Annotated in this window: 17 protein-coding genes; 9 read left to right on the forward strand and 8 right to left on the reverse strand. The window is 43.7% G+C overall.

What is annotated here, in order from left to right; all coding sequences use genetic code 11:
- The first annotated feature begins 42 nt into the window (after positions 1–42).
- From MSVAZ_RS12575 to MSVAZ_RS12610, 8 genes are all read left to right on the forward strand, one after another.
- Positions 43–702: a nitrite/sulfite reductase domain-containing protein gene (locus tag MSVAZ_RS12575; RefSeq protein WP_048121450.1), complete on the forward strand. Its 660-nt coding sequence runs from the start codon at positions 43–45 to the stop codon at positions 700–702.
- A 443-nt stretch (positions 703–1,145) separates the two neighbouring features.
- Positions 1,146–1,484 (forward strand): cupin domain-containing protein, encoded by a 339-nt coding sequence (locus tag MSVAZ_RS12580; protein WP_048121453.1) that lies wholly within the window; start codon positions 1,146–1,148, stop codon positions 1,482–1,484.
- A gap of 69 nt (positions 1,485–1,553) precedes the next feature.
- Entirely contained in the window at positions 1,554–1,898 is a 345-nt protein-coding gene (locus MSVAZ_RS12585; protein WP_048121455.1) for a CGGC domain-containing protein, read from the forward strand.
- A gap of 145 nt (positions 1,899–2,043) precedes the next feature.
- Positions 2,044–2,472 (forward strand): ester cyclase, encoded by a 429-nt coding sequence (locus MSVAZ_RS12590; RefSeq protein ID WP_048121457.1) that lies wholly within the window; start codon positions 2,044–2,046, stop codon positions 2,470–2,472.
- 108 nt (positions 2,473–2,580) lie between these two features.
- Positions 2,581–3,009 carry a hypothetical protein gene (locus MSVAZ_RS12595; protein WP_048121459.1) on the forward strand — a complete coding sequence of 143 codons (429 nt, stop codon included), beginning with the start codon at positions 2,581–2,583 and terminating at the stop codon, positions 3,007–3,009.
- Positions 3,010–3,106: 97 nt separating this feature from the next.
- Complete coding sequence (locus MSVAZ_RS12600; protein WP_048121461.1) at positions 3,107–3,475, forward strand: ATP-binding protein; 369 nt, start codon at positions 3,107–3,109, stop codon at positions 3,473–3,475.
- A gap of 473 nt (positions 3,476–3,948) precedes the next feature.
- Entirely contained in the window at positions 3,949–4,773 is an 825-nt protein-coding gene (locus tag MSVAZ_RS12605) for a TrmB family transcriptional regulator (protein ID WP_048121463.1), read from the forward strand.
- Positions 4,774–5,113: 340 nt separating this feature from the next.
- Positions 5,114–5,512, forward strand: a complete 399-nt coding sequence (locus MSVAZ_RS12610; RefSeq protein WP_048121465.1) for a carboxymuconolactone decarboxylase family protein — start codon at positions 5,114–5,116, stop codon at positions 5,510–5,512.
- A gap of 490 nt (positions 5,513–6,002) precedes the next feature.
- On the opposite strand, the gene MSVAZ_RS12615 is transcribed toward MSVAZ_RS12610, so the two are convergent.
- The 4 genes from MSVAZ_RS12615 to MSVAZ_RS12630 are packed head-to-tail and all read right to left on the reverse strand — an operon-like array spanning position 6,003 to position 9,647.
- Positions 6,003–6,941: an ABC transporter ATP-binding protein gene (locus MSVAZ_RS12615; RefSeq protein WP_048121467.1), complete on the reverse strand. Its 939-nt coding sequence runs from the start codon at positions 6,939–6,941 to the stop codon at positions 6,003–6,005.
- The gene (locus MSVAZ_RS12620; RefSeq protein ID WP_048121469.1) at positions 6,934–7,872 is read right to left on the reverse strand and encodes an ABC transporter ATP-binding protein; all 939 of its coding nucleotides are present in this window, start codon (positions 7,870–7,872) and stop codon (positions 6,934–6,936) included. The genes MSVAZ_RS12615 and MSVAZ_RS12620 overlap by 8 nt, the downstream gene beginning before the upstream one ends.
- 1 nt (position 7,873) lies before the next feature.
- Positions 7,874–8,713 carry a nickel transporter permease gene (gene nikC / locus MSVAZ_RS12625; protein ID WP_048121471.1) on the reverse strand — a complete coding sequence of 280 codons (840 nt, stop codon included), beginning with the start codon at positions 8,711–8,713 and terminating at the stop codon, positions 7,874–7,876.
- The gene (locus MSVAZ_RS12630; RefSeq protein WP_048121473.1) at positions 8,697–9,647 is read right to left on the reverse strand and encodes an ABC transporter permease; all 951 of its coding nucleotides are present in this window, start codon (positions 9,645–9,647) and stop codon (positions 8,697–8,699) included. The genes nikC and MSVAZ_RS12630 overlap by 17 nt, the downstream gene beginning before the upstream one ends.
- A gap of 39 nt (positions 9,648–9,686) precedes the next feature.
- On the opposite strand from MSVAZ_RS12630, the gene MSVAZ_RS12635 reads away from it, so the two are divergent.
- A complete protein-coding gene (locus MSVAZ_RS12635; protein WP_048121475.1) occupies positions 9,687–9,941 on the forward strand; it encodes a hypothetical protein in 255 nt (84 codons plus the stop codon).
- Here MSVAZ_RS12635 and MSVAZ_RS12640 read toward each other — a convergent pair.
- The 4 genes from MSVAZ_RS12640 to MSVAZ_RS12655 all read right to left on the reverse strand — a co-directional run bounded on the left by MSVAZ_RS12640 (position 9,903) and on the right by MSVAZ_RS12655 (position 15,156).
- Positions 9,903–10,595 carry a class I SAM-dependent methyltransferase gene (locus tag MSVAZ_RS12640; RefSeq protein ID WP_048121477.1) on the reverse strand — a complete coding sequence of 231 codons (693 nt, stop codon included), beginning with the start codon at positions 10,593–10,595 and terminating at the stop codon, positions 9,903–9,905. The genes MSVAZ_RS12635 and MSVAZ_RS12640 overlap by 39 nt on opposite strands.
- 11 nt (positions 10,596–10,606) lie before the next feature.
- Positions 10,607–12,169 (reverse strand): ABC transporter substrate-binding protein, encoded by a 1,563-nt coding sequence (locus MSVAZ_RS12645; protein WP_048121479.1) that lies wholly within the window; start codon positions 12,167–12,169, stop codon positions 10,607–10,609.
- A 351-nt stretch (positions 12,170–12,520) separates the two neighbouring features.
- Positions 12,521–14,098 carry an ABC transporter substrate-binding protein gene (locus MSVAZ_RS12650; RefSeq protein ID WP_232316088.1) on the reverse strand — a complete coding sequence of 526 codons (1,578 nt, stop codon included), beginning with the start codon at positions 14,096–14,098 and terminating at the stop codon, positions 12,521–12,523.
- Positions 14,099–14,391: 293 nt separating this feature from the next.
- Positions 14,392–15,156 (reverse strand): class I SAM-dependent methyltransferase, encoded by a 765-nt coding sequence (locus MSVAZ_RS12655; protein WP_048121481.1) that lies wholly within the window; start codon positions 15,154–15,156, stop codon positions 14,392–14,394.
- Between the last annotated feature and the right edge of the window lie 5 nt (positions 15,157–15,161).

Below are 15,161 nucleotides of genomic sequence, written 5' to 3' on the forward strand. Positions count from 1 at the left end.
AACTATGTAGTATATTTTGAAATTGTGGAGAGTCTGATAACCATGAAAGACAACTTACCGGAAAAAGGTGCAATCGTTCAGAGAGACCGTGAAACCTATGCAATCGCCCCCCATATTCCAGGAGGAATTGCGGACCCTAACACCCTCAGGAAGATAGCCGACGTTGCGGAAAAATATGGAGCCGCTGCCCTTAAGATGACTTCTGCCCAGAGGATTGCAATCGTGGGTCTGAAGGAGGAAGACCTTGATAATGCATGGGCTGATCTGGACATGAAACCCGGCGCAGCTGTAGGGCTTTGCGTAAGAAGTGTAAAGTTCTGTCCTGGGACTACTTTCTGCAAACAAGGAAAACAGGATGCAGTAGGCCTGGGTCTTAAACTGGATGAAAAATACCACGGAATGTCGATGCCTTCCAAGTTCAAGATGGCAGTTTCCGGTTGTCCAAACTCCTGCTCTGAGCCTGCCATTAAAGACATAGGGATAATGGGCACTGCAAAAGGATATACCCTGATGGTAGGAGGCGCCGCGGCTGCAAGTCCAAGACTTGCTGAGGTTGTTGCAAAAGAACTGTCAGAAGAGGAAGTCCTTGATGCAGTCGAGAGAATTGTTAATTTCTATAAAGACTCTGGCACAAAAAAGAGGCTTGGAAAGTTCATTGAAGGCATGGGCCTTGAGGATTTCAAAGCCCAGGTAGGTCTGTAAAATCAGATAAGTTTGAATGTAGCATTTACAGCTCTTAAATTGCGTTATTCAGTTTGAGTGCTTTCTGATCTGCCCCAATTCAAAGTTTTGTCTCTGTAAACTCTAACCAACTCTTAACCCACAGGACAATCCAGAGTTTCAGGGATTGAAATTCATAACACTTTCCAAAATAGCGGAAAACTTATACCGACCAGGCATATATGGGACGGGTCAGAATATAACATAGACGGACATCAGAATAACATACATAATATAAGTGTAATTAAAAAAATCCAGAATATTCTCATAAGCCTGGTCGGTATCAACACTAAGGCACAATGTTAAGGCATAATGCTAGGTTAAGACATAATGCCAGATTAAGACATAATGCTAAGTTAAAGCATAATGCTAGGTTAAAGCATAATGCTGAAAAATAAAAAACTATGGTCAAAAGGGGAGAATTAATGAAAGTTACCGAGATGAAATCCTCACCTGAAAAACCGAACCCTCACAATGTGAGTGTCCGGATGCTCTACAATACTGAACACGCGCAGGCAGTACATATAGAGCTTAAGCCTGGGGAAGCTTTAAAAAAGCACATGACTCCCACAGACGTCTTTTTCTACATTCTTGAAGGAAAAGGCATTGTTGAAATTGGGGACGAACAACAGGAAGTTAGCCGGGATATGCTAATTGAGAGCCCTGCAAAAATTCCCCACCGCCTTATGAACCCGGGAGATGAGATTTTCAGGGTGCTGGTCGTAAAAGCTCCGAGACAAACCGAAGCTACGCGCATGTTGTAAAGCGTAAAGCAAGTGTAAGGACGGCTTTTGAAACTAACGGTTTTTGAAGCGGTTCAATACGAGGCATAAATGGAAAAAAACGCAAAACCTACAAAAATTGCAGTCGTGCGCTGTGACATCGTCTCGGAAACCTGCCCGGGTGTAGGCTGCTTTAAGGCTTTCAACGAAAGAAAGTCACACTTTGAGGCCTACGACGAAAATACTCAGATGATAGCATTTTTCACATGCGGAGGCTGTTCGGGAAGGAGAGTGTACCGTCTGGTGAACACCCTCAAAAAGCATGGCCTTGATGCCGTACATCTCAGTTCCTGTATGCTTATGGAGGACACTTATCCTAAATGTCCTAACCTGGACAGTATAAAAAAGACGATTCAGGATGCAGGAATACAGGTTGTGGAAGGTACTCATCACTGAAGACAAATAACGATTCAAGACAAATAACGATTCAAGACAAATAACGATTCAAGACAATCCATCACCTAAGGCAGCTTTTGGTAAAAAGATTTATAGGCAAGAAATACATCAAAAGCCGACAGATAAACACGCAAATGGGGGAAATATGTCTACGGAAGAGAACAAAGCAATAGTTCGCCGATTCTTCGAAGAAGGCCCTTCTAAAGGAAACCCGAGTGATGCTGACGAGTTGCTGTCACCTGATTTCACTCTACATGTTCCTCTCCCTGCTTCCCCGGGAGTCAAGGGAATAAACGAAGTAATTACTGCATGCAGGGCAGCCTTCGAACACCTCAATGTTACAGTTGATGACATGATTGCCGAGGGTAATATTGTGGCTGCACGTTTTACAGCTCGCGGAGTACACAAAGGTAACTTCATGAATTTACCGGCTACAGGCAAGCCAATAACCATGACTGGTATAGAGATTTTCCGCATTAAGGACGGTAAGATCATTGAGCTGTGGGGTGAAGCTAACCTTCTTGGCCTGATGCAACAGCTAGGGATTGTTCCTGCGCCTGAAAATCAGGATTGAACGTCATCAGGTGCCGGTATCATTTACGTTTCTTGCATTTAAATTATGTTTCTTACATTTAAAACTTCATAACAAAAATAGAACTTACGAATGAGATAGGGTAATAAAATGAGCCATGATATAACTCGGGACCGGAATATCGAAGAAGATGAAAATTACGAAGGTGCAGACCTTGAGCTTCGGGACATTCCACTTCCAAACACAGGCAATATTCTCTACTCGATTTTAAACTCTTTAAACCATAATATTGCAAACTTTTATGCTTACACGAAGTTCAAAGACTATATCTCTGAAAAAACACTGGATATGGAACTGCTCCAGAGAAGCATGAGCATCCATAGAGATTTTTCAGCCCTGTTCCTTCACACTAGAGAAGAACTGGTACTCGTTTATCCCGATCTTCTGGAACAAGCCGAAAAGCTGTTGTTCAGAGGGAATACAGGCACGGACTTCATAAATTATACCCGCAAGCTGTGCAAATTAATAAATGACTATAAGAAAATGCTGTACAGGGAAGGGTATTTGCCGGAACTTTGAATGTAACTCTCACTCAAAGACATTTTATTCTGGAATTTCACTGCGTTTCACAATTAAAATATATTTTTAATTGGATGTTTCAATGGGGGTCAATTTAATGGTAAAACGAATGATAGTAAAAATTGACGAAAATAAATGCACAGGCTGCGGAAAATGTGTTGCACCCTGTGCCGAAGGTGCTATTAAAATCATTAACGGAAAAGCAAAGGTCGTATCCGAGGAACTCTGTGACGGTATGGGCTTTTGCCTCGGCATATGTCCCGAAGGCGCAATCTCAGTTGAAGAAAGATATACCGTCGAATTTAACCGGGAAAAAGCCGAAGCTCAGCCCCGGAAAAAAGATATCTCTATCCATTGCTTCACCTGTGGAGCAGGCGAAGATACCAGCTATCTCCTCCCACTCAGGCACAACATGCAGAGCCTCTGGGTCTGTACCCACTGCCTCCCAAAACTGATTCACGGTTAATCCAGTTATTTTAGAATTCAACCCTCTTGAACCATAGCGTAGCGAAAAGGGCTTCGTCCTCCCGAGACGGGACTCGGGATGAAAAGCCTATGGGTATGTACCCGCTGCCTTCCTAAATTGATTCACGGTTGATCAGGAATTTTATAATTCAGCCCTCTTGAGCGAAGCGAAAAGGGCACCGTCCTCCCGAGACGGGACTCGGGATGAAAAGCCTATGGGTATGTACCCGCTGCCTTCCTAAATTGATTCACGGTTGATCGGTTATTAAATATCTTCCATGCTGTATAGCCACCTATGGAACTCCTCATGTTTTTCGGGACCTGTTATTTCAGTTTCTACCGCTTCAAAGGTTTCCAGCAAATCTTTCTGGGCAGCCTGTAAGAGGCAGGCATCTGCGGGTAAAAAGATCCATTTTCTAATATTTGGAAATTATTTTTCAAAAAACTTTTAAGATTTCAGGAATTGAATCCTGTATGCAAAATAAAAGGCTTCTTCAGGACATAGGGCTGAGTGCTTATGAAGCAGCTGCATATCTGTCTCTCTTGAAACTCGGGATCTCCGAAGCAAATCTCGTTTACAGGGATGCAGACGTGCCCTATGGGAAGATATATACCGTTCTGGAATCGCTGGCAGGAAAAGGTTTTGTAGAAGTCCAGGCTTCAAGACCTAAAAAGTTCAGGGCGGTTGATCCTGAAATTGCCTTAAACTCATTTTTTGAAAAGCGAAAATCCGAGTTTGAAAAAGAAATAAGGGCCTTAAAGGGTTTTGTTGAAGAAGCAAAACAGGCCCTGAAAGCTATACCGGTTCAGAAACGAAAAGATGAGGTCTTCTGGACGACTGCCGTAACCGAGTCCGACATCAGAAAGTTTGCCGTTTCTACTTATGGAGAGATAAAAAAGTCAGTACTTGTAATTCCTCCTTTCTTTGGAATGCCCATCATTCCTAGCTTGCTGCCTGAAATCTTAAAAGCTATTGACCGTGGGGTTAAAATAAGGCTGCTGGCACCTCCTCGCTTTGCAGCTCTTTCTTCAGTGTTTTCAATGCAGGGAGAAGAGAATTTTGGAAAATTTAAAAAAGGCATAGAAGTGAGGCTTGTCCAGAGGAACTTTAACTCCTGCTTTGGCATCTTTGACGACAGTGTTGTGGTGCTGTTTCAACTCCATCCACAGGATAATGACCGCGTCCTTTCGGTTGTAAAAATCCGGGATACAGGGCTTGCAAAAAATATGAGTACGGAATTTGAACTCCTCTGGAATGAGGGAGAAGAGTTTGATTTTGAAGACGTAGCTGAAAGATAAGTTTTCCGTAGTCAAGGAACAGAATCTATTCACCAATTTGGAGTGAAAAATCAACCACGGAAACCGTGGAAAACACAGAATAAAGAAAAGGATAAGGAAAGAGGGAAGGATAAAGGAAAGAGGAAAGGGAAGGGTAAAGGAAAGAGGAAAGGATAAAGGAAAGAGGAAAGGAAAGGGTAAAGGAAATATGGACACAATTCTTCCGTGCTTTCCTTGTCTTCCGTGGCTATAAAGTAAATGCTTAAGTTGGGGACTACGAATTCTCAGGAATAGATAAATAACATATATACAGATACTATCATACTAATAACCAGTTGAATTATAGTAGGAGTTAACAAACATGGGAAAACATGGGGAAGAAAGTCATGAAAGACATCATGAAGGGCACAGAGAGCTTGAACACGAAGAGTTACTGGAAAGTATGAGCGAGAAACTAGGTTTTACCCCACACATTCTTGAGATCCTTGGAGAACTGGACAGCGAGTCGCTTAGAAAATATAATAGGTGCGACAAAAAATTACTGTCAGACGGCGCTCTACCTGCAAAGGTGAAAATCCTTATCGCGCTTGCTGTTGTTGCATCCAAGCAGTGTGAAAGGTGTACGGTTGTGCAGATGCAGAGTGCACTCAATAATGGGGCAACCAAAGAAGAAATAATGGAAGTTATGGATGTTATATTCATAACCTCAGGGGCACCTGCCGTAGCAGCTTGCAGGGATGCATTAAAACTACTAAAGTAAGATGTCTTTAATTTTATAGAAGACTTACATTTTTAATTTTACAAAGAATTTTTAGACGCCTGTAAGCCTGGATCTAACAGCTCGGGCTGAATTATGGTATTTATAAGACAGAAAAGCTGTAGAATTTACTAACAATATCTTTAAAATTCTCTATATTAAATTTTTTTCAAATTCATTTAGTTTAAGACGCTCTTGCGAAGAATCCATTATTAATTCCTCGGTTTTTTACTGGTATTTCGGAGTTTTCCGTCTTTCCTGAGAATTCCAGGCCCGGGCAACGGAAGCAATAGAATGTGAACTTTTCTCAGGCAGGATTGTCAGGTATCTCCAGCTACCACAATTACGCAGAGTTTCCGTAGCATTTTATCAGGTTAGTTGTTTGGACTGAATCATGTTCATCAGATTAGTCGTTGGATGGCATCATGTTCATCAGATTAGTCGTTGGATGGCATCATGTTCATCAGGTTAGTTGTAGGATGTATCACTTTCATCAGGATAGTTTTTGGACGGCATACTTTGATTTCCAGCACCTCACCAATCTCCCCGAAACATCCCGTAGTTTCTGTGGCTTTTTACAAGCATCCGTTTTCTCCCGGCATAATCTGTAGTAAGAACAGCCTGAAAAACCATCAGACAGCTCTCCAACCTCCTCCGACACCACAACCTCAAGCGACATATACCGTGCTGCATCCAGAAGAGCACGCGTATAAGGATGCAGAGGCCGGTCAAACACATCATTTCCCTCTTCAACAATCTCACCTGCATACATCACCAGTACCCGGTCCGAAATAGCCTTTGCTGCCTCAAGGTCGTGCGTAATAAACACCAGGCTGAGACCGCGTCTTTTCTGAATCTCTTTGAGCATCGTTACAATAAACGCCTGCACCGACACATCAAGCATCGAGGTCGCTTCGTCACAGACCAGCAACTCAGGCTCCAGAGCAAGCGCCCTGGCAATTACTATCCTCTGCAGTTCCCCTCCTGACAGCTCATGAGGGTATCGGGTCTTGTGCTCCGCAGAAAGCCCTACCTCTGCAAAAAGGGCATCTACATTTGCCGAAATCTCTTCTTTGGAAAAAACTCCGCAAATCACTAATGGCTCGGCAACCGACCGTTCAACCGTCCACCTCGGATCAACCACATCATCTGGGTTCTGGGGGATCAACTGGATTTTTCCCATAAACTTCCTGAGATTATTCCAGTTCATCCCTGTCAGTTTTGCCCCATCGAAAAACACTTCCCCTGAAACAGGCGCAAGTTGCTGGACAAGCATCTTTGCAAGCGTTGACTTTCCACACCCCGACTCCCCGACAATAGCTACCGTTTCACCCGGACAAACCTCAAGACCAACGCCATAGACGGCTGTTTTTTTAATAGTTTTGATCAGTCCTGATGTGTAAACGTAACGCAGGTTCTCTGCCTTAAGCATACATCCAGCACCTCACACATCTTCCGTTCATATCCACAACCGGCGGATTCTTCAGGCACCTGTCCATTTTATACGGGCATCGAGGATGAAACCTGCATCCTTCAGGCACCTCGATCATCGAAGGTGACAAGCCTGGAATTGGGTGCATACCACGCTCAGGCACCGCATCTAAAAGCGCCTGTGAATACGGATGCAAAGGTTCTTTGAAAAACACATCCTTTCCCGCAATCTCTATAATCTGCCCGCAATAGTTTACCGCGATTCTGTCTGACATCGCCCGGGCAAAACCTACATCATGCGTAATTAAAAGAAACGCACAGCCGTCCGAAGCAACCTTATGAAATATTGCTGCAATATTGCGCTTCTTAAGCACATCAATACCTTTTGTCGGTTCATCAGCGATAATAAGTTCAGGATCTGCAGCCGTTCCCATTGCAACCATCGCCCTTTGCAACATTCCGCCACTGTACTGGAACGGGTATTCCCTTTCCCGCACCTCAGGAGGGACGATATCAAAATACTTCAGAGCCCGGAATGTCCTGGCCTTTGAATCCTCTTTACTCATTCCAAGATGTGCCTGCATCGGCTCTGCAATCTGAGTGCCAACTCTTATTCCGGGATTCATCGCAAGATATGGATTCTGGGCAATTGATGCAACCGTTTTGCCGCGGACTTTTTGCATTTCCTTCTCGGAAAGAGCTGAAATTTCCGTACCGTCAAGTTCTACTTTCCCGGAAAACACCGCATTTGGAGGAAGCAACCGCATTATTGCCTGGCCAAGAATTGACTTGCCGCTACCTGACTCCCCAATCAGTGAAAAGATCTCGTGTTTGTTAATAGAAAATGTTGCATCATCAACCGCGTGAACTGTTCCCTGCCCGGTTGGGATTGTTACAGAAACACCGGATACTTTCAGTAATAAATCAGGCATATCAGAACCTCCCTTCAAGTTCAATATTTTTCATCTTCTGGTCAAGTGCATCCCGCAACCCGTCGCCGAAGTAGTTGAATGCAAGAACAGTTATCATTATAAAAAGCCCCGGGAAAAGCATCAGCCAGGGAGCAGTTGTGACATACGTACGGCCTGCATTCAGCATTGCACCCCATTCCGGTGTTGACGGCTGCACCCCAAGCCCAAGGAAACTTAAGCCGGCCGCTGCAAGAATCACATTTCCAATTCCAAGCGATGCCATAATCAAAACCGGAGAGATAATGTTTGGAAGAACATGCTTTATCATCACATAAGTGTTTGAAGCACCAACCCACCTGGATGCCCGAACGTAGCCTTTTGTCTTGACATCAAGTGTTGAACCGCGTGCAACTCTTGCAAATACCGTCCACTCGACAGCAATTAAAGCAAGCATCATGTTTTCCATCCCCTGTCCCAGAAACGCGGTAATTGCAAGTGCCAGAAACATCGACGGAAAAGCAAGGAAACTATCCGTTAACCGCATGATAACCTCATCCAGCCACCCGCCGTAATATCCTGCCAGAACGCCAAGTGTTATTCCTATTGCAAGCGAAACGCTGACAACCGCAAACCCGACGAAAAGGGATGCTCGCGCACCGTACATCACCATTGTCAGGATATCGCGGCCAAGGTTATCGGTACCGAACAGGTGGTCAGAAGACGGAGGAAGCAGACGGTTTTGCAAATCCTTTTCCGTGTAGTCATAAGGAGCTAAAACACCGGCAAACACAGCTATGAAGATAAGCCCGCAAAGAATCATCAGGGAAAAAGCAATCTGCCGGTTTTTAAGAAGTTTTATCATAGCGTATCTCCGGGTTTGCCCAAACGTAGACCAAATCTACAAAGAAGTTGACCAGAAGGAAAATGACAGCAACAAAGAGCACTGAACCCTGTACCATCATATAATCGTGGGAAAGAATTGAGTCCACCACAAGATTTCCAATACCCGACCATCCGAAAATTGTCTCAACAACAACCGAGCCGTTTAAGAGAAAACCAGTTGACAGACCGACCACCGTGATAACCGGAACAAGTGCGTTTTTCAATGCGTGCCTGATGACAACGATTTTTTCCGAAAGCCCTTTTCCGCGTGCGGTCTGGATGTACTCCTTTCCCATGACATCCAGCATGCTTGAACGGATCATCCGCATCATTACAGCCGCTGAACCTGTCCCAAGAACAACTGCTGGCAGAATCATGTAGCTGATGTCTGTCCCGTGTCCAAATCCGGATGCTGGGAGCCAGTGAATGATTACCGAGAAGAAAATTATCATCAGATAGGCTTGCCAGAAGTTCGGTATGGATACTCCGAGAAGAGCGCCAAAGCGGCAGGCGTCGTCAACAATAGTGTTATGTTTCAGAGCTGAGACTATGCCGAGAGGGATGGCGATAACAAGAGCAATTGCAAGAGCGAGAACGGAAAGTTTCAGCGTATTTTTGAATGCATTCAGAACAGTTTCAAACACCGGCTGTTCGCTCATATACGAGTAACCAAAGTCTCCGACAGCCGCACCTTTGATCCAGTTCAGATACTGGATGTAAAACGGCTGGTCAAGACCGTGGGCTATGCGGAAAGCCTCGACAGCTGCTTCATCATATCCACCCGAGGGACTCGTCATCATAATCTCTGCTGGGTCTCCTGGCGCGATGTAGATGAGTGAAAAACTCATGAATGAGGTAAATATGAGGACCGGGATGAGATACAGAGCCCGGCGGATGAAATACTCATTTAGCATTGCAGTGCCTCTGGAAAACTTCCCCTCTTCCTTGCAGAAATGAGATCCAGAAATTCCAGGTATGATGCCGAATATGATGCCGAATATGATGCCGAGTATGATGCCGAGTATGATGCCGAGTATGATGCCGAGTATGATGCCGAGTATGATGCCGAGTATGATGCCGAGTATGATGCTGCGTATTCTTTTGGATCACATTTCAGCAAAAACGAACAATATCTGTCATCTGCAATTTTGTATTCCATTTTTTATTCCTCAACATTTTATTCCGGTGGCCAGATATGGAACAGATAAATAGTCATAACCTTCCGGATCGCATCTTTTCATATACTCTGCATACTCGGGAAGAGATTTCCAGGAGACCTCAGAAAACCCATTATTTTCCATGATGTCTGTAATCATTTCAGGCGAGTTGCTGTCATAAAGCGGAAGATACTCAATTAATTCATCATGATTCCTTTCTTCCTGGTTGTAATTCCTGTTTGGAACGTATCCTGGCTGGAACCATTGGCCGTCAATTGCAAGAATCCTGCCCCCGGGTACCAGAACGCGGCAGCATTCACTAAAGAATTTATCATGGTCTGTGAGTGTCCAGAGAAGGTGCATGTTTACGATAACATCAAACGTATTGTTTTCAAAAGGCAGGTTTTCTCCATCACCTTCAACAAACTTAATTGACAGATTACGGTTCTTTGCCCCTTCTTTTGCACGTGCAAGCATCTCTTCTGAGATATCAAGAGCAGTGACATTGTGTTCCATTTCGGCAAAAACAAATGCCTGGATACCAGGCCCTGTTCCGATATCAAGGACATTGAGTTTTTTACCAGCTGGCAGCTTCTCTAAAAAGAGTTTTTGCATCAGGAGAATCTCTTCATCAAGGTGGTCACGATACATTTTCCGGTAATTTGGACTGATCTGATTCCAGTGTGCTGTAATTTTGTCTTTCATTTTTTAATCCCTCAGGCAAGTTCCATTTTCGTTGTAATGAACGTGTATTCATTTGGATAAATTTCAAAACCTTTGAGATTGGGGGAGAGTCCGTCAATTTCTTTCTTGTATGCTATACAGACCAGTACTGCATCATTCTGGACCTGTTCCTGAATCATGTCGTAGAGTTCTGCACGTTTTTCTTTGTCTGTCTCAGCCCTTGCTTCAAGAATCCACTTATCAACCTGAGGATTAGAATAGCGTAGCCATGTGGATGCGTAGGTTCCGTTTGAAAGGAAGTGGCTGGACACGAAATAGTCAGGATCTCCTACAGGTGCAACACCCCAGGAATAGAGTGCAAGGTCATAATTTCCGGCTACTGCATCAGCGCTAATTGAATTTGTTTCGGCAATTTTTATTGTAGTGGTGATGCCGATTTTTTCAAGCTGAGCGGCAATTACTTCTGCCATTGGCTGGTGTGCTGCCTGTTTTGTATAAGTCTGGATTTCAATTGTAAACGGCTTACCGTTGTAGTAGAGTTTGCCATCACTTCCCTGTTTAATTCCTGCCTCAGCAAAGAGTTTCAGAGCTTTTTCAGGGTTATAAGCGTAGGCTTCAATTTTGTCGTTCGCACTCCATGGCATGATGTCAGGGAATATTCCGATTGCTGGAGAGCCGGCAACACCTTCGAGGGCTGTGTCAACGATCTCCTGGCGATCAATTGCATAATTGAGTGCCTGACGAACTCTTACATCGTTGAATGGTGCTTTTCCTTCGTTAATGTACATGAAGTAGGTTCTAAGCGTTTCTCGGGATACGATATTAATATCAGGATTAGCTTCAAGAGTTGTGTACTCGCTTTGCAGGACATCTCTTGTAATGTCAACATCGCCTGATTTGAGCAGAAGAGTTCTTGCAGCGGCATCTTTGCTGTACTGGATAGCTATCCTGTCAATTTTTGGCGATCCGCCCCAGTAATCAGGATTCTTTACCAGTTCTATACTGGCACCAGGCTCAAATGAGATAAACTTGTATGGTCCTGTTCCAACCGGTTCTTTGTCGAGATCACTGGCTTTAGGACTTACAATTGACATGACGGTGTCTGTAAACATGAGAATCGTTGGCGCGTATGTTTCATTTGTTTCCACAACGATTGTGTAGTCATCGGTTTTGTAGACGTCTTTGATAAAAGAGTATTCTGCAGAACGGCTGTTTGATGGGTCAAGTACACGGTTAATGGAATAAATTACAGCGTCAGCATTCATTTTTGTTCCGTCATGGAAGGTTACATTCTTGCGGAGCTGAATTTCCCATTCGGTATCGTTTAACTGTTTATAGCCTGTTGCAAGTTCAGGCTGGAGACTCATATTTTCGTCGTAAGAGAAGAGCGTCTCATAGACTCCAATTCTTCGCATAGGCCAGCCTTCCCATGAAATGGAGGGATCAAGGCTTCCTCCTGTATCAGGGCCAGTCGTGAGAGCTACACGAAGAACTTTTTCTTCAGAACCCTCTGTCTGAGCACAACCCGAACAGATGACGACTGCAATAAAAAAGACTGCAGTGCAAGCAAATGATAACTTCACCCTTAACGCCATGTCAATACCTCTTATAGTCTAAAAAATTGTAATTATTCGGCTGGGTAATAATAGCATATCGTAACTATCCAGCCTAGATAAAACAATATCAATATTCATTTTTCACTTTACTGATTTTTCCGGAATGAAGAAACCTTGAAAATATCCGTTTCCAAACATAATCCTGTTATTTCAGAGATTGTTCACGGCATGTTGTTATCGTATGTCGTTGTCGTAAAAGGAGAGACCCATTATAACTCACTACAGAAGTTTTCTCCTCTGCAAATCTCTCCCCTGGGACATACATTTCTACAAATAACATCAAACCTGCTGTCTGCAAACGTTAGCTTTTCCTTGCGTCCTCCTGTAAATTTATGCAAATCCGATGTCCTTGGTGATGATTGTGTACTCGTTTGGATACATCACAAAGCCTTCAACATTCGAGGAAAGAGCATAAATTTCGTTGGCATAGAATACGGGCAGTACTGGTGCATCTTCCTGAATATGTTCCTGGACCTTATCATATAGTTCGGCCCGTTTCTCTGTGTCAGATTCGTTTCTTGCTTCGAGAATCCATTCGTCTACCTGAGGGTTTGAATAGCGGAGCCAGCCTGATGCATAGCTTCCGGTAGATAGGAAATGGGTTGAAAGGAAGTAATCGGGATCTCCGATCGGGGCCGTGTTCCATGCACTGAGGGAGAAATCATATGTCCCTGCAAGAGCGTTTTCTTTAAGTGCGGCACTTTCCAGAATTGTGACCTTTGAGGTGATGCCAATGTCTTCCAGCTCTGAGGCGATTACTTCCGCACTCGGCTGAAGAGCTGCACGTTTTGTGTAGGTCTGGATTTCAACGGTGAAGGGTTTCCCGTTGTAGTACAGCTTACCATCTGTGCCTTTCGTGATTCCTGCTTCTTCGAAGAGTTCCAGAGCTTTTTCAGGGTTATATTCGTAGGATTTAATCCGGTCGTTTGCGTTCCATGGCATGATATTTGTGAATACCCCCGTTGCCGGGATACCGGAGACTCCTTCAAGCGCTGTATCTACGATTTCCTGGCGGTTGATCGCATAAGAGAGGCCCTGGCGGACTCTGGTGTCGTTGAATGGGGCTTTGCCACCATTTACATAAAGGAAGTACGTGCGCAGGGTTTCTCTGGAAGTGACGTTTATATCAGAATTATTCTTAAGTGCTGAATACTCGCTCTGGAGTGGATCTCTGGCAATGTCTACATCTCCTGATTTTATCAGCATGGTTCTGGCCGTGCTGTCTTTATTATACTGTATGAGTACGCGGTCAACTTTTGCTTCCCCACCCCAGTAATCAGGATTCTTTTCGAGTTCAAGGCTTGTACCCGGTTCGAAGGACACAAACTTGAAAGGTCCGGTCCCAACAGGTTCGGTGTCAAGGTTTTCTGCTTTTGGACTTACAATAGACATGATAGGGTCTACAAGGGATGAAATTAATGGAGCGCAAGTGCCATTGGTTTCAATAACAATGGTGTAATCCCCGGTTTTTTGTACATCTTTGATGAAGGAGTACTCGGATGATCTGCTGTTTGACGGGTCAAGCACTCTGTTCAGCGAAAAGAGAACCGCATCAGCATCCATTTTTGTCCCATCATGGAAGGTTACACCCTTACGGAGCTGAATTTCCCATTCGGTATCGTTTAACTGTTTATAGCCTGTTGCAAGTTTGGGCATGAGGTTCATGTCTGCATCATAATAAAACAGGGTTTCATAGATGCCTGCCTGATGAACATACCAACCTGTCCAGCCGTTGGCAGGGTCAAGACTGCCGCCAGTATCAGGCCCTTCGTTAAAAACTACACGAAGAACTTTTTCTTTAGACGCCTCTTCAGTATTATCAACACATCCTGCACAGAGCAGTGCTACAATCAGAATAACGGCAATAGCAGGGACGGAGAGTTTTATTTTCAGTTTATTAAATTTCACTATTAACACCAATATACATAAATATTTAATAAATTATTAACACTATTTTTAACTAAGTTATGTATAATGTATATTTAAGGTGTGTGATTTTATTCTATAGTTATGTAGATGATTTGATAAAATTCCGAGTTTTTTGAAATAGGAACTTTCCAATAAGCTGTATCAGTGATTGGACAGCTACTCTGTCGTCGGGTTTAATCAGACCATCATTTTGAGAAGTACTGAGTGTAATTTGTGAGATTCAGAGAGTCACTGTCAAAGCCGAGATAAAAGCACAAAAAATTAGAAGGTTTTTATTCGCTCTTAATTCCAGAAATCATGTATCGATTAGTTGATGAGCTGATTTTTCGGTACCATGTCAACTCTTTTTTCTGATATTCCTGAATTTTTGAGAGATCATGAACATAAATATTAGAAAGACCTGCACTGGAAAAATATACCTTTGCCTTTTCCTGCGTAACTCCCCCCATATTTGGAAGAGCCTTCTCCACCGAATCAATATAATGATACTTTTCCTTTCGCAGCTTTGGTGTGAATAATTTTTCTAATGTATAAGTCATCTCTCTCCCGAGCTTTGCAGACAACGTCCCGTTATCCCAGCATCCTTCAATAACAATAACAAAACCCCCGGGTTTGATAACGCGTTTCCAATCTAAGAGAGCTTTTTCAGGATGCGGCAGAGTCCAGAGTAGATGACGGTTTACAACAACATCAAAAGTATTGTCCTCAAATTGTGTCTGTTCAGCATCCCCGATTTCAAATGTCATTGAAAGCCCGCACTCCTTTGCTTTTTCTCGCCCGATGCTCATCATATTTTCTGAAAGATCGATTCCCTTGACACGATGCCCCATCTCGGAAAGAACTAATCCCATTGCACCGGTCCCGCACCCAACATCCAGAACATCCAGAGGTCTGTCAGGCAGCCTGACGGAAAAAGCTTCTTTCCACAATTCTCTTTCTCCATATGTTTTCATCCCATGGTTTACGTGACAGTCATAATTCCAGGCTCCTTCATCCCAGTACTCTCTGATCTCTTTTTTTAATGTAGCATCCTCCATCTAAC

Origin of the sequence: Methanosarcina vacuolata Z-761 (assembly GCF_000969905.1) — an archaeon.
GTDB classification, from domain to species: domain Archaea; phylum Halobacteriota; class Methanosarcinia; order Methanosarcinales; family Methanosarcinaceae; genus Methanosarcina; species Methanosarcina vacuolata.

Coding starts and splice junctions, on each gene's coding strand:
- MSVAZ_RS12600 (WP_048121461.1), top strand. CDS start 3,107: ATGGTAAAACGAATGATAGTAAAAATTGACGAAAATAAATGCACAGGC.
- MSVAZ_RS12605 (WP_048121463.1), top strand. CDS start 3,949: ATGCAAAATAAAAGGCTTCTTCAGGACATAGGGCTGAGTGCTTATGAA.
- MSVAZ_RS12645 (WP_048121479.1), bottom strand. CDS start 12,169: ATGGCGTTAAGGGTGAAGTTATCATTTGCTTGCACTGCAGTCTTTTTT.
- MSVAZ_RS12655 (WP_048121481.1), bottom strand. CDS start 15,156: ATGGAGGATGCTACATTAAAAAAAGAGATCAGAGAGTACTGGGATGAA.
- MSVAZ_RS12610 (WP_048121465.1), top strand. CDS start 5,114: ATGGGAAAACATGGGGAAGAAAGTCATGAAAGACATCATGAAGGGCAC.
- MSVAZ_RS12575 (WP_048121450.1), top strand. CDS start 43: ATGAAAGACAACTTACCGGAAAAAGGTGCAATCGTTCAGAGAGACCGT.
- MSVAZ_RS12590 (WP_048121457.1), top strand. CDS start 2,044: ATGTCTACGGAAGAGAACAAAGCAATAGTTCGCCGATTCTTCGAAGAA.
- MSVAZ_RS12630 (WP_048121473.1), bottom strand. CDS start 9,647: ATGCTAAATGAGTATTTCATCCGCCGGGCTCTGTATCTCATCCCGGTC.
- MSVAZ_RS12585 (WP_048121455.1), top strand. CDS start 1,554: ATGGAAAAAAACGCAAAACCTACAAAAATTGCAGTCGTGCGCTGTGAC.
- MSVAZ_RS12595 (WP_048121459.1), top strand. CDS start 2,581: ATGAGCCATGATATAACTCGGGACCGGAATATCGAAGAAGATGAAAAT.
- MSVAZ_RS12615 (WP_048121467.1), bottom strand. CDS start 6,941: ATGCTTAAGGCAGAGAACCTGCGTTACGTTTACACATCAGGACTGATC.
- MSVAZ_RS12635 (WP_048121475.1), top strand. CDS start 9,687: ATGAGATCCAGAAATTCCAGGTATGATGCCGAATATGATGCCGAATAT.
- MSVAZ_RS12620 (WP_048121469.1), bottom strand. CDS start 7,872: ATGCCTGATTTATTACTGAAAGTATCCGGTGTTTCTGTAACAATCCCA.
- MSVAZ_RS12640 (WP_048121477.1), bottom strand. CDS start 10,595: ATGAAAGACAAAATTACAGCACACTGGAATCAGATCAGTCCAAATTAC.
- MSVAZ_RS12580 (WP_048121453.1), top strand. CDS start 1,146: ATGAAAGTTACCGAGATGAAATCCTCACCTGAAAAACCGAACCCTCAC.
- nikC (WP_048121471.1), bottom strand. CDS start 8,713: ATGATAAAACTTCTTAAAAACCGGCAGATTGCTTTTTCCCTGATGATT.